The 12,621-nt window shown below is 63.5% G+C and carries 9 protein-coding genes; 3 read left to right on the top strand and 6 right to left on the bottom strand.

Annotated elements, in window-relative coordinates; all coding sequences use genetic code 11:
• Window positions 1-146: 146 nt before the first annotated feature.
• Window positions 147-1,061: an ABC transporter ATP-binding protein gene (locus ACWUI7_RS08335; RefSeq protein ID WP_496641756.1), complete on the bottom strand. Its 915-nt coding sequence runs from the start codon at window positions 1,059-1,061 to the stop codon at window positions 147-149.
• Window positions 1,062-1,184: 123 nt separating this feature from the next.
• Complete coding sequence (locus tag ACWUI7_RS08330) at window positions 1,185-6,509, bottom strand: DNA polymerase domain-containing protein (RefSeq protein WP_496641755.1); 5,325 nt, start codon at window positions 6,507-6,509, stop codon at window positions 1,185-1,187.
• A gap of 144 nt (window positions 6,510-6,653) precedes the next feature.
• Here ACWUI7_RS08330 and ACWUI7_RS08325 point away from each other — a divergent pair, with 144 nt between their 5' ends.
• The 3 genes from ACWUI7_RS08325 (at window position 6,654) to ACWUI7_RS08315 (ending at window position 7,858) form a co-directional block, all read left to right on the top strand.
• Complete coding sequence (locus ACWUI7_RS08325) at window positions 6,654-6,827, top strand: DUF7331 family protein (protein WP_496641754.1); 174 nt, start codon at window positions 6,654-6,656, stop codon at window positions 6,825-6,827.
• An 84-nt stretch (window positions 6,828-6,911) separates the two neighbouring features.
• The gene (locus ACWUI7_RS08320) at window positions 6,912-7,379 is read left to right on the top strand and encodes a DUF7322 domain-containing protein (protein WP_496641753.1); all 468 of its coding nucleotides are present in this window, start codon (window positions 6,912-6,914) and stop codon (window positions 7,377-7,379) included.
• A 26-nt stretch (window positions 7,380-7,405) separates the two neighbouring features.
• On the top strand, window positions 7,406-7,858 hold the full coding sequence (locus ACWUI7_RS08315; RefSeq protein WP_496641752.1) for a DUF7346 family protein: 453 nt from the start codon (window positions 7,406-7,408) through the stop codon (window positions 7,856-7,858).
• A 7-nt stretch (window positions 7,859-7,865) separates the two neighbouring features.
• Here the strand turns inward: ACWUI7_RS08315 and rad50 are convergent, their stop codons facing one another.
• From rad50 to ACWUI7_RS08295, 4 genes are read right to left on the bottom strand one after another with little or no spacing between them, the layout of a single operon-like run.
• Window positions 7,866-10,553 carry a DNA double-strand break repair ATPase Rad50 gene (gene rad50, locus ACWUI7_RS08310; RefSeq protein WP_496641751.1) on the bottom strand — a complete coding sequence of 896 codons (2,688 nt, stop codon included), beginning with the start codon at window positions 10,551-10,553 and terminating at the stop codon, window positions 7,866-7,868.
• On the bottom strand, window positions 10,550-11,890 hold the full coding sequence (mre11, locus tag ACWUI7_RS08305) for a DNA double-strand break repair protein Mre11 (protein ID WP_496641750.1): 1,341 nt from the start codon (window positions 11,888-11,890) through the stop codon (window positions 10,550-10,552). The genes rad50 and mre11 overlap by 4 nt, the downstream gene beginning before the upstream one ends.
• Window positions 11,887-12,303, bottom strand: a complete 417-nt coding sequence (locus tag ACWUI7_RS08300) for a DUF7966 family protein (RefSeq protein WP_496641749.1) — start codon at window positions 12,301-12,303, stop codon at window positions 11,887-11,889. The genes mre11 and ACWUI7_RS08300 overlap by 4 nt, the downstream gene beginning before the upstream one ends.
• Window positions 12,304-12,349: 46 nt before the next feature.
• Window positions 12,350-12,616, bottom strand: a complete 267-nt coding sequence (locus ACWUI7_RS08295) for a MarR family transcriptional regulator (RefSeq protein ID WP_496641748.1) — start codon at window positions 12,614-12,616, stop codon at window positions 12,350-12,352.
• Window positions 12,617-12,621 lie beyond the last annotated feature (5 nt).

The raw sequence follows: 12,621 nt of genomic DNA, 5'->3' as shown, positions 1-12,621 counted from the left end.
ATGACGCGGATCGTCTCCTCGTCGAGGCCACGCTCGCTTCTAAATGCGGAGTTCTCCTCTTTTTTGAACTCGAAGCGTGCCTCGGTGTCTGTCTCTTTCAGGTGATCTTGTGAACTCATATGTGTGTATCGTGGTCAGCTGGTTACTTACGCTGCCTCGTAGACGTCCTCACGGACCCAGTCGTACCCCTCGTCCTCGAGCTTCTCTGCGAGCTCGGGACCACCGCTTTTTGCGACCTCGCCGTCGAGCATCACATGGACGCGGTCTGGCTCGACGTAGTCGAGGATGCGCTGGTAGTGGGTAATCTGGAGGATACCGGTTCCCTGCTCGTCTCGAAGCGCGTTGATGCCCTTCGAGACGTCCTGGAGCCGGTCGATGTCGAGTCCGGAGTCGATCTCGTCAAGCACCGCGACCGCGGGCTCGAGCATCGCCGCTTGGAGGACTTCGTTCTGTTTCTTCTCACCGCCGGAGAAGCCGGCGTTGAGGTAGCGCTGCATGAACTTCTCGTCCATATCCAGGAGCTCCATCTTCTCTGAGAGGATCTCCTGGAACTCTGCGACGCCGATCTCGCCGTCGTCTGCGGGACCCTCCATTGGGGAGGTGTCGTAGCCCGCGTCGTCGGCTTCGGCTTCCTCTTCGTCTTCGTCCTCGAAGAGCTCCTCGCGCTCGTCGGCCTTCGCGTTGAGCGCCTGTCGAAGGAAGTTCGTCATGGTGACGCCTTCAATCTCGGCTGGGTACTGGAACCCGAGGAAGATGCCGAGTGCGGCGCGCTCGTTCGGTTCGAGATCGAGCAGTTCCCAGTGGTAGTCTTCGTCGTCGAGTTCGACGTCGATATCTTCGACGTCAGCCTCTTTGAGGTGAAGCGCGACGCTGCCGTCTGTGACTTCGTACGCTGGGTGGCCGGCAATGACCTTCGCGGTCGTCGACTTCCCGGAGCCGTTTGGTCCCATAAGCGCGTGGATCTCGCCGGACTCGACCTCGAGGTCGACACCGCGAAGAATCCGTTCACCGCCCTCTTCTGCGACTCGTGCGTGTAGGTTCGTAATCTCGAGAGTTGCCATCTGTGGTGATGTGCCTCGTGTCTCTATGATGGGGGCTCTCGACGTTAATAGTTACGGATTCTCCGTCGAAAATCACACTTTCGAGAAGATTTCTTTCACGGACGAAAACCCGAGTTTCTCACCTCACATAAACGAGCCGAGTCCGGTCTGCTCTTGGCCCGTCTTGACCTCCTCCCAAGACGTCCCGAGCGCCTCGATGACCCGCTCGATTGGCCCTTTTAGTGTCTTCTCGAGCATCTTCTCCCAGTCGATCTCGAACTCCTCGGGGATCTGATCGGCATACTCGAAACAAATCACGTCCGGGTCGCGTTTGAACTCTCCGTAGAGCCCGTTCCGCTGTGGGTCGAGTCCCTCCTCTTTCTCCATCCGCTGCCAGAAGTCCGGGTGGACCTTCGAGAGGTAGAGTCGCTTCGGCTTCGACCCGCTCCCGAAGTTCGTCCCCAACAGTTCGTTGGCGTACTGTGCGCCACGGACCTGTGCCGTCGGCGTCTCGTAGGCGTCGAGCTTCTTGCCGATCCCGCCTGGGATCCCGACTTCTTCGACGTCGACGTTCCCAACGAGGAAGTTATCGATGACTTCTGCGAGGTACGTCTTTACCGTCTCGAGGTCCTCGTTGATGTCGTCGCCCGTGACGATCGTCTCGATGACGTGCTGTTGGACCTCCTTCGTGATGCCGGCGATGTCGGACCGCTTGTACTCGAAGCCGGTGATGTCGATGTCGTCGACGTCTTTGCCCTCCTTCCAGATGATGTGGCCGGCGTATCGCTTCTTCTTACCAGCCTGGAAGAACCGGCGGTAGAGCTTCTCGAATTCGATCTGGAAGCGGTGCGAGTCGGCGTTCAGCTCGTCGCGCGCGAAGTCGTCGTAGCGCTCGTTGATGTGGGCTTGTATGTCGAAGGAGGTCTCGATAGCATCTCCTTTGTTTACTTCTTGTCCGAGAGACAGCATGACAGAGTCGGTGTTGTGGAGAACGATCCCGCCGACGCCGTCGACGAAGTTTTGATTTTCGGCAACGCTGAGGTCGTACACGTACCCGTTGTGATCTACTTCCTTGACGACAGGGTCCTGACCGCTGCGGTAGTACTCACACGTCCGAATCGTGTAGCTCCCTTTGTCTTCCCTGTATTTTAGCGAGTGTTTCTCCCCCTGCTGGGTGAGAAGCGTCGAGAGGCCTGCTGCGAGTTCCCGGCTCGTCGTCTCGAAGTCGAAGTTTCGCTCACAGTACTCGGCCGAGTACCGCGGGAACTCACGCGATCCGTCGCCCTCAACGAGCACGTCGACAAAGAGCCGTTGGAGATCTTCGGGAAGATTGAACACGAACCCAGGAATACGCTTCCCACGCGACGTTTGTCCAGCAAATTCACGGAAGAACACCGCCGATAGTTCGTTCATCATCTGGAGCTTGTGCGTGCCCTCGTTGTACGTAACCGACTGACCTCCACCGTTCGTTTCGTACTCGATGGTCCGCTCGTCAGATGTGTCCGATGAGATGACGCTCGCGTTTGCCCCGTCAAACAGACGCTCGTAGTCCTCACGAAGCCCCTCCAGCCACTCCGTTCTGGATTCGGCGATGCTAGCGCCGAACCTGGAATCAGTCGTTTCGACCGTCGACGCACTCCCCTCGGTAACATACGCGGCGAGCAAACGGACGAGCGCCCTTCCGTCTTCGGCGTTCAAATCGATGTATCGCCGTATCTTGATGCTCCTCTCTATCGCATCGTGATGGCTGTGGCCGAACCAGACCCAGTTGTCGTTCGCGTGGACTCGTTTGACCTTCGTCTTCGCGTTCTCGCTCCCGACGCTTCGGCCGTCCTCGTACTCTCGTGTGTACCCCTCTAACACGTCGTACACGTCGATCTCCCCCAGCGTTTCGACCTCGGGGAGACCGGGCACTCGAAGCGGCTCTTCGACATCTTCCGGCTTCGTTTCGACGAGGTTGCCGTCTTCTTCGACGACGTACGAGTGGTCTCTGGTCGTCGTCGACTCGCCGAACTTGTGTTGGAGTTTGACGACCGGTTTGTCGGTCTCGTGTCGGATCACCTGCTCGATCGGCTGCCACTCTGGTTCACTATCCTCTGTCACCGAAAGCGCCTCCCAGCCGTCCGCACGGCGTCGTTCCTTGCCGACCGACGCCGAAGTGATCGGCCCGCCGTCGGCGGTGATAATCACGTCTTCGCTCGCCGTTGCGTCCGAGTGTCCGAAGAGGTCAGCGATCGGGAGGACTCGAACGATTCCATCCGGATCACGTACGACGACGGGCCTGTCGCCGGTGACGCTGTCCCCGTACGCGACTTCGTGGCCGAGTTCGTTCGCCGCCTCCTCGGTGAAGTCGATCACCTTCCGGCCGGTCGCCGTAACGGCCGCCGCCCCCTCCTTGTCGTAGAGTCGGAACCGATCCCACCCCGTTACGCCGTAGAGCGACTGCCCGACGAACTGGAACTTTCCGTTCCGCCCTGCGAGGAGCGTGTGGTTGTCCTCGACGGTCACGCAGTAGACGCCGTCGTCGGCCTCGCTCCGGGACCCGCTCCGATTCATCCGGAGAGTGTTCTTCCCGCCCTCCGTGACGTAAATCCGCCAGCTTCCGCTGTCGCGGGTGTAGTTCGCGGTGAGTCCGAGGTGCGCACACAGGCGGAGCACGTCGTCCCGCAACTCCTCGCTCGACGTCGTGTACCGCCACGACCCCGTCTGACGGTCCCCATCACCGTCGATCAGGATCTCCAAGAACCCGCGTTTCTGCGCCCTTGTCGCCTCGAAGACGCGGTCCGGGATCCGCTTCTCGAAGCTGCCGTCGCCGCAGCGCTCTCGGAGGAGGTCCCCGAGCAGCTCAGAGGTGAACTGATAGCTGCGCTCGTCGACGTAGTAGTCCAGTTCCATCCGGTCGAGGAGCTGACCGATCGTCTCGTGATCGGAGTCGCCGCCGTCCGGCACGGCGTCCTGCGCTATTTGTATCGTGGTCGCGGAGCCGCGGAGGTTCTCGCCGAACCGCTTCTCCGTCGACGTGTACACGTTCCCCTCCGTGACGTACCACGCGAGCAGTTCAAGGAAGTCGTCGCCGTCGAACGTCCGCGGGATCCACTTCCGACCGGATTCGCGGTGGACGAAGCTCGTCTGGCACACCGATTCGATGTACTCGCGGTGTTCCTCGAACTCCGAGGCGGTGAACACGTACCCGGTCTGCCCGAGGTCCGCCTTCGGGACCCGGCGTGGCGACCAGCCGAGCTCGGCGGTGAACGCGCGACCGTGGACGCTCGGTCGGACCCACACCTCGTACTCGCCGTCGACGAGATCGATCAGGTCGACCTCGTCGACCCGTTCCCCGTCCGGCCCGTCCCAGTCGTGGGGGAGTTCGTAGTTGGTCGCCCGATCGAGATCGCCGGCCTCGACGAACCCGTACCCGTCCTCGGTGATCCCATTCGTCTCGTTCTTCCGGACGAGCATCCGGTGGTTCGGCGTCACTCGGAAGTCGATCTTCGAGGTCTCGACGTCGACGAGTTCGCCTCGGTAGTCGGGGTACGCATGAGTCTCCTCGACGGTCTTCACCTCCATCTCCTCCGTATCGGGGTCGAGCGAGTACACGGCGTCGCCGACCTCCAGCTCTGTGATCGGCCGAACGCCGTCAGGGGTCACGACCTCGGTGTCCGGCGTGAAGCAGTTCATAATAACCTTGACAGCTCCTTGCTGTCGATCGTACTGTTCGTACGGCTCGGTGCCGGGGTCGTGGTCGTTCCGGAGCGTCTTCTTTTCTTCGCGCTCAGAGAGCAGCTCGTCGACCATCTCGCGCATGATGCCGTCCGGCTCCTTCCGAAAGTGCGTCCCGTTGGGTGCGATGTACGTCTCGCCGTCGTACGCGTCGGGGTCAACTTTCGTCTCCGGACCGGCGTTGATTGTCACCATACACATGGGGTACAGCGACTTCAGGTCCTGAACCGTCACCATCTCTTTGACGCCCGTAATCGGGTCGAAGACGGCACCGCCCTCGAAGTCCTCCGATTCCTGTTGGCCCTTCGTCGGGAGCGCGAACTTCCCGAACGCCTTGTGGAGGACGTACATGTCGACGGTGTCACCGGGGGTCGGTGCGTCCTCGATCGTACACCCAACGAAGGTGCGCACCTCGTCCCAGAAGGCGATTACGTCCTGTTTCCGGTCGATTTCGACACAGAGCTCCACGTCCCGAACGCTGTACTCCAATAACCGTTCTGGGTCCTGCTCCCAGAGGTCGCCGATGTCGCCGGCGTATCGCTCTTTGCCGACGCCGAGCTCGCGTTCGCCAACTGCGTCGAGCCGATACGACTCGAGTTCGGTGAACATCGTCCGCTTGTACGCGTACAGCAGGTCAAACACGACGAGCCCCTTGATATTCGGACCGCCCCAGCCGGACCGCCACACCTCGTCGACGCGCGAGAGCCGTTCGATCGAGAGGTCGTACTCCCCAGTGCGTTCGTCGAGGACCTCCAGGCGGTCGAGCAGGTACGGTGCGTCAAAGTCCTCAAAGTTCCACCCCGTCGCGAGGTCGGGGTCCGTCTCACCGAGGTACGCCACGAACGCGTCGAGCATGGCCGCCTCCGTCTCATAGGTTCGCACATCGAGCGTAACGGTGTCGTCGCCGATTCCCTCGTACCCGGGGAGATCGGTCGGCGACGCGGCTGTTGCGTCGGGCGCTTCGTACAGCCAGACGACGTACTCGTCGTCGTAGGAGTCGTGACTGGTGAGACAAATGATCGGCTCTTCGCCGTCCTCGGGGAATCCGCGACGGTCGTCGACCTCGATGTCGAAGGTGTTCACCCGGAGTTCGGCGTCGACGTCGGTTGGCTCGAGGTGTCCTTCGTGGACCTGTATTGTCCCTGTGTCGTCGTCAAGCCGGCGCTCCTCGACGCGGAGTCCGCCGTTGAGCCCGTTGTCGACCAGGAACCGGTTGGGAAAGCGAATATCGGCTTCGAAGGTTGTCTCGAACTCGTCGCGGATGCTCCCCACGTCACGGGGCGTCCGTGTCACGATTCGCGTGAGCGGCTCCCCGCGAATGCTCCGGTACGTGTTTCCGTCCGGGTCTGCCTCACGAGTGCCGATGACGGCATCGTGCACGTCTACCGGGTCGGCGTTGAGCTCTGCTGTGGGGACATAAAAATACGGTTCGACACCGAGTACGCGGACGTGTTCTGCGACGTCGTCGTCGTCGGGGACCGGTCGACGCCCAAACACGTGGATGACGGGATACTCGTCGTCACCATACCCCTCGACGGTGTAATCGATCTGGGTGATCAGCAGCTCGACGGTACCGGCCGACGACGGAAAGGCCGCCTCGTCGACGTCGACGACGTCACTGACGCGTCCGTGTCCGCCGCCTGCGACGACCTTCGCCTCCTCGGTAGCAAGGTCGTCCCGGCTCGCGTCGGATCCGTCGCCGGTCGCCCCCCCGGGCGCAGAGAAGTCCGAAAGCCCCGACTGAGTCATACCGTTCTTTGTGCGTACCTCGCTAAAAAGCTCGGCGTTCGGGCCGACGGAGAATCGACTCCGCCGTTCGTCCACTGTGTCAGCACCCAACAGGCACGTGGTCTCACGGAAACACATATACCGTGTGAGTACTTATCACAGCCCATGTCATCGACCCCTCGCCGGGACGACCCGACGCACCGCTCCGGAACCCTCCAGGCGGCAGCCGCCGAGGTAGAGGCGTACGAAGACGACGGCAGCGTGGTGTTTTTCGACACCGGCAACCCGCTCGCGTGGGTCGAGGCGACACAGACGATCCCGCTCGCCGACGCGACCTGACCGATCGTCGGACCACCGACCGCTTCGACGCGCCATCGACTGCCGGACACAACGACTTTCCCCTGTCGTCCCGTTTTGTATCGTGTGTTACCCGTCGACGAAGAGGACGAGGGCGAGGTCCCGTTCGGTGAACCGTCCGACGCCGAGCGTGAGCTCCGCCCCGACATCCCGAAGGCGCCGAGCGTGAAGACGTTCGACGACGGCGGCGACTTCTCTGGCGCGAGCGACCTCGACAACAACACCCTGAGCGCGTTCGTCGCTGCCGTCATCTACGCGAACGTCGCGGTACTCCTCGTCGCGCTCGGTCCGATGGTATGGTACTTCGAGGGGATGACCCAGGTCGGTGCGCTCCTGCTCTTTGTTGGGGTTCTTGCCGGGGCACGAACCTACCAAACGTGGCGGGCGTGGGACCAGTCGCGCGAGCCCGCGGACGAGCATGCAGAGCCAGAAGCCGTCGCGACGGACGACCCGGCCGATGAGGACCCGAGCGACGACTTGGCCGATGAGGACTCGGTCGACGACCCGGCCGAAGAAGACTTCCCGGAACGGTAATACGTCTCACTGGATTCAAATATCCCATGCGAACGGTCCAAGACACGGATGGAACTGCGTATCTCCTCCTCAAGCGGTCGAGTGATTCGAGTCGAGTCCGTGACCCTGAGACGGGCGAAGAGCGCTACGTACCAAACAGTGACCTGGAGGTGATCGATGATGCTTCTCCGCTGTCGACCGCCGCTGGCGCTGTCGACGAACCGGTTCGACGAACGATTCGGGCGGTTCACGACGACGAGACGCTCGGCCTCCTCATCGAGCTCGTCGACCGGGGCCCGCTTGCGGCGATTACCGTCCTCGACACGTACGACCTGTGTGAGTCTGACCTCCACGGACGGCTCACGGAGCTACAGGTCGCCGGACTAGTCGACTCTACCGAGGTCGACGGCCGGCGTGGGTACGCCGCGACCGACCTTGCGAGAACCGCGATCGCGTCGCTCCGATCACCCGGGGTTGACGCTCACCCTGAGGGTGACTGAGCCCAATTTAGTCGTCGCCAAGTGATACCGCCTCTATGCCGACGGCCTCGGCGCGCGTGACGGTCGACCGGTTCGTCCGTGGATCCTTCTCGACGGTAACGAGCTCGTCTGCGGCACCGACGAGCTCGTCGTCGTGGCTTACGATCACGATCTGTCGGACGCCGAACCCGCGCATCTCCTCGACAAGATCGACGAGCCGTGAGACGTGACCTGCGTCCAGAAAAACTGTCGGCTCGTCCAGAATCAACGGCGGCGTGGGCGCCGCCCCCTTGATCCCCTCTGCGAGCAGCCGATAGATCGCACAGCGTAACGAGAGGTTGAACAACGCCCGCTCGCCGCCGGAGAGCTGATCAGGGTCGAGCGCCTCCCCGTCCTTCTGGTAGACGGTGAGCGCGTACTGCCCGTCAAGCTCGATGTGTGAGTAGGCGTCGTTGCCGTACACCAGCTCGAACGTCTCGTTGAGCGTCCGCTCGAGCTCGCGGACGTTTCGCTGGCGCAGCTCCGCTCGGAGGTCACCGTACGTCGACTCAAGATCGGCGACCTCCTGGTGGAGCGACTCGAGGTCGGCGACCGTAGCGGCGAGCGCGTCCCGCTCCTCGCGGAGCGTCTCGAGCGCTTCAATCTCGCCGCGAACGCTTCCGATCGCGCTATGGAGGTCGCTTCGCTCGCCGTCGAGCCGGTCAAGTTCCTCGTCCACTCGCTCAAGGTACGCTTCGGCGTCCGCTCGCCGCTCACGGGCCGCTTCGATCGCCTCCTCGTCGACCGCCTCACGTAACTCGTCACGGCGCGCTCGCTTGTCTGCAAGCCGGTCGCGTCGCTCGTCGTTTACCGCGTCGAGGTCCGCACGCTTCTCGCGCCGCCGCTCGACTGTCGCCTCCAGCTCGTCGATGCGGTCGAGCCGGTCTTCGACCGCTTCGACCGCCTCCCGAGACGCCTCGATGGACTCGCGGTCGGATTCGAGCTCACCGACGCGGTCAGCCGCCGTCTCGGCCGCCTCGCGCTTGTCGTTGGCGACTGCGCGGAGGTCGGCCGCTTCCGCCTCGAGCTCGGTGGCCCGCTCGCGTTTCGCCTCGGCGGACGAACGCTTTTCATCGGCGGTTGCCCGCACCGACTCGGCCTCGTCGGTCAGCCGCGTGATGCGATCCTCGACGGTATCGAGCCGCGATGCCGTCTCGACGAGCGCCTCAATCCGCTCGATCCGGTCGTCATACTCCTGCTCGCGATCACGAGCGTCTTCGAGCGCGCTCGATAACTCGGTGACCTGCTGGCGATCGTCCGTGATACCCGTCGCGTGTGGGGCGTCGTCGACTGACTGCCCACAAGTGGGACACTTCCCGGCGTCGAGCAGCGCTTCGGCTTCTGCGACTCGCTCTCGCGCGTTTTCTCGATCGGCAGATAGCGTCGCGATCTGCTCGCGGACCGCTCCGCGCCGTTCGCGGAGGGTCTCCAGTCGCTCGGTGACCGCATCGCGCTCGACATCAGCCGTCGCGAACCGCTTTCGGAGCGTCTCCGCTTCGTTTCGCAGCTCTGTGATTCGTTCGTCGTGTGTGGTCGCCTCCGCCTCGGCTTCGTCGGCCGCCTCCTCGAGATCGACAGCCGCTTGCGTCACCTCTTCTGCGCGCTCGACTCTGTCGTCCGCCTTCTCCGTGAGGTTTGCCGCCTGGTTGCGAAATGCCTCCGCATTCACCCGGCTCTCGTCGAGCGACTCACGCACCACGGTCGCTCGTTCATCGAGTTCGGCTCGTCGCTCGGCGATCGCCTCCTCGGTTGCGTCGTCGAGCTCGGCCGTCTCGAGGTGTGCTTGGAGCTGGTCAGTAGCGCCCTCGACCGCCTCGCGTGCCTCGGTGATCGCCTCACGGTGCGCCTCGCGTTCACGCTCCGTCTCCCGTATTGCTGACTCGATCGCGTCGATTTCTTCGTCGATCGACTCGAGCTCGGCGCGCTGCTCTTCGTGCGTCTCGAGCATTGCCGCGGCCTCGTCGCGTGATGTCTTCGCACGCTCGCGCTGCGTCTCGTACCGATCGATCGTCGCCTCGACGTCCGCCAGCTTCGACTCGAGCCCGTTGAGCCGCTCGTGTGGATCCTCTTCGGCCTTCGTCTCGATTCGGCTCTCCTTCTCTTCGAGGACGGCCCGCTTGGCGTTCAACACGTCTTCGACGCCCAGTCGCGCGTCGCCTGCTCGCTCGCGATACTCCTCTAAGACACCGAGTTGGAGCAGGTCGTCGATGATGTCCTGTCGTCGGCTCGGTGTCGCGTTGATCAGCGCGTTCACCTCGCCCTGCCGAACGTACGCGCAGTTGACGAAGGCGTCGGCATCCATCCGGAGCAGCTCCGTCACGAACCGTCGCACTGCGGTCGCTCCGTCACGAGTCGTCTCCGCGCCGTCGGTCGCCTCGAGTGTACAGTCGTGATCGACTCGGTCGTCGTACTCGCGCAGTCTCCGGTCGACGCGGTAGGAGACGCCATCGTGGGTGAACCAGAGCGAGAGTTCGGTTTCGTCCTCGCCGTTCGTAACGACCTCTTCGAGGGTTCCCTCGAGCGCCTTCGAGCCGTACAGCGCGAAGAAGCAGGCCTCAAGCAGCGACGACTTGCCGCTCCCGTTGAGGCCGTGGATGACTGTGACGCCCTCCGTGAGCCGCAGGTCGGCGTCACCGTACGGCTTGAAGTTCTTGAGCCGGATCCGCTCGAATCTCACAGGTAGTCCTCCATGGAGACTTGGTCGTCCGTGGGCCTCGTCTCTGTCGGGTCGTCCGTGCTGCTCTCCCCATCGGCTTCGTCGATTTCCTCTCTCTCATCGGCTTCGGTCCCACTCTCGTCGACCTCCTCACTCTCATCGGCGTCGCTGACACTCTTGTTGTCGGCGTCGACGTTGTCTCCGCCGTGTTCCGCGGGCGCGGTGTCGTCCGCCGTAACGAACGCCCCTGGATCGTCGAGCTGGTCCGTCACCCGGTTTTTCACCGTCTCGCGGACGTTACTGTCGGCGACCCCTGTCGATCGAACCGCGTCGTCGACGTCGAGGGCGGCCGCAGAGAGCCCCATCGACTCGACGCGCTCGCGAACGGCCGACTCGGGGTCGGCGAAGTGGACGTCGACCGACTCGTCGGTCTCGACCGCCCGTCGGTCCGAGACCCGGGCGATGAGCGCGCCCCTGTCGGCCGCGAACGCCTCGACCGCCGCCGGGGTGATCGGGTCACCGTCGCCGGTCACCTCGACGAGTACGACCGCGTCCGTCACGTCGTGTTGGCGCACGCGCTCACGGACCGCCGGCTCCCCCTCGCGGGCGTCGAGGTCTACCTCGACAAAGACGAACGGCCGCGTCTCGAGCGCCCGTCGGCGTATCTCGACCTGGTCGTCGCCGGCAGCGGCCGCCTCATCGAACCGAACAAGGTTGTAGCCGCGTCCTTCGCGTTCGCTCGCGCTCGCGCGCTCGGTCGATCCCGGATAGGTGACCCACGTGTCGGCGACCTCGGCCCGCCCGGGTGTGTGGTTATCGCCGAGCAACACCGCGTCGAACGCGACGTCGCTCTCTTCGAGCACCACCTCGGTGTCCCAATCTGCGTGCGCGAAGGGCTCGAAGAGGCCGTGCGCGACGAGCGTGGCGTACGACGCGTTGTGAGGCGCAAAGTCGTACGTGAGCTCGTCACGTCTGGATACCGGGACGTGATCGAGCCCATAGAATGCGGTGTCGTCGACCGTGATCGGATCGCTGCCGAGTCGCGTCGCCAGATCGAGCCGCTCAAAAAGATCGAGCCACTGGCCGCCGCGAGCCGCCTCGTGGTTACCAACGACTGCGAGAAACGGAATGTCGGCATCCGCGAGCCGTCTGAGGACGCGAATCGTTCCCATGAGATCCGTCAGTGCCGGCCGCCGGTCGTGAAAGAGGTCGCCCGCGTGAACCACGGCGTCGACATTGCCGTCGATCGCGTCGTCGACGACGGCCGCGAACGCGTCGAGGAAGTCCTGCCGTCTGACCGGCGAGTGGTACTGCGCGTACCCGATGTGGGTGTCGCCGGTGTGAATCACCCGTGTCATCGTTCCGATGGTTCACCCGTCGGAGGCTTAGTGGTTCCGGGGCCGTGATGGACCACACCTGAATCGGCGTCACGGAGACCGATAGGGCCGGCGTTCGGCTGGCATTCGGACTTCGGTTCGGGTGTCGATGTCGACCCGTGTCTCGACAGAGAAGCGGCATCGCAGAACCTGTGGTACGCGGTGAGCGCCTCCAGGCCGCGGTCCGCGCACTTGTCGTCTCCCGCCCGGGCCGCCGCGTCGACAGCGCGTTCGAGCCGATCGAGACCCACGGCACTCATGAACCCGGCGGCTCGCCGGAGGTCGTCTCGGGCCGCGTCACCCTCGTCGATCACAGCCGTGTACGGGCGCGTCGTCGTGTCCGTTCGTAGTGCGAGCGCCCGAAGGGCGCGCTTGACGTCGGTTGTCGAGACCATACCGGCACTGATGCGTCCTTACACGTGAACTGTCGCCCGCGGCGGCTCAAATCGAGAGCGCGTACACCCGCTTGCGAGCGTCGGTAAACGAGAACCGCGCGTCGATCACACCGGCTTCCTCCAGCCGAGACAGAGCGTACCGAACAGTTCGAGGCGGCAACAGCGTCTCCGCCGCGAGCTCGCTCTGTGTCAGCGTGTCGTTGTAGTCAAGGACCTTCGCGACAAGCTTTGCGCTCGGCGGGAGGTCGCGAATCGGCTCCCATCGGTCTGCAGGCGCTTCGTCGTCGACGGCGGCGACATCCGTGGCACTCATTCGTA

It is taken from the genome of Halorubrum orientale (genome assembly GCF_059623105.1).
The sequence above is the reverse complement of the archived record's forward strand: the minus strand, read 5'-3'. Positions and strand labels throughout refer to the sequence as shown.